Source organism: Myceligenerans halotolerans, from assembly GCF_054782975.1.
Genome location: NZ_BAAGRL010000064.1, coordinates 1 through 1,071, shown reverse-complemented (window position 1 = coordinate 1,071; position 1,071 = coordinate 1). Strand labels below are relative to the sequence as shown.

General features: G+C 69.5%; 2 protein-coding genes. Both read left to right on the top strand.

Features of this window, described 5'->3' with window-relative positions; genetic code table 11:
* Nucleotides 1–450 (top strand): transposase (locus ACYVK5_RS25695; RefSeq protein WP_460709104.1); only part of this gene is annotated, 450 nt, incomplete at its 5' end.
* The coding region (locus ACYVK5_RS25690; RefSeq protein ID WP_460709102.1) for a DDE-type integrase/transposase/recombinase at nt 450–1,071 on the top strand (622 nt) is incomplete at its 3' end. The genes ACYVK5_RS25695 and ACYVK5_RS25690, both read left to right, overlap by 1 nt.

Genomic DNA, 1,071 nt, shown 5'->3' with positions numbered 1-1,071 from the left:
CTGGAGAACGGATTCATGGGCAAGGACAGCAAGGCTGGCGAGAGCGCGCCGGCAGACGTGGTAGGGGCCGGGCCGCGGTCGCAGCGGGCCGCGCGGCGGTCGTTCACGATGGAGTTCAAGCGGGCGATCGTGGCGGAGTATGACGCGGCGCCGGTGGGGCAGAAGGGAGCGGTCCTGCGCAGGGAGCGGTTGTACGACTCTCATGTGCAGGAGTGGCGGGCTGCGATCGAGGCCGGGACGCTGGAGAAGTCTTCGCAGGGGCGTCGTCGTGGTGGTCGGCCGGCCAGGTCGGCCGAGCAGACACGGATCGCGGAGCTGGAGCGGCAGGTTGCCCGGTTGGAGGCGGAGGCTGCGGCGAAGGACGAGGTCATCGCGTCCAAGGAAGCGGCGCTGGATGTGCTGGGAAAAGGTGTCGCGTTCTTGGAGTCTCTGTCGTCGAAGAACGCGTGATGGACCAGGCCGGTTACCGGTCCTGGCAGGCAGACACGGTCGATGAGCTGCTCCCGCATGTCGGGGTGGTGGCTGCGTGCGCGCTGGTGGGAAGGTCGCGGGCGACCCATCATCGTCAGGCCAACCCCAAGCACGGTCCGGCTCGCCGACGGCGCCGGTCGCAGCATCCGGGCGAGCTGACCGCGAAGGAGAAGGCGCAGGTCCTGGCCGTGCTGAACAGCAAGGAGTATGCGGACCTGGCCCCGGCGCAGGTGTTTACCCGGGAGTTGGACGCCGGCCGGTACTGGTGCTCGGCCCGGACGATGTACCGGATCCTGGCTGCGGCCGGGCAGGCCGGTGAGCGGCGTCGTCAGGCGACGCATCCGCCCAAGAAGGTGCCGGAGTTGATCGCCCGCGCCCCGAAGGAAGTCTGGAGCTGGGACATCACCAAGATGCGCGGGCCGTCCAAGGGGTGTTGGTTCCACGCCTACGTCGTGATCGACATCTTCAGCCGCTACATCGTCGGCTGGCGCGTCGAGGCCGTCGAGGACGGGCAGCTGGCCACGGACCTGGTCGCGGACATCATCGCCGAGCAGGGCACCGCCCCGGGCTGGCTGCACGCCGACGGCGGGGCGGCGATGA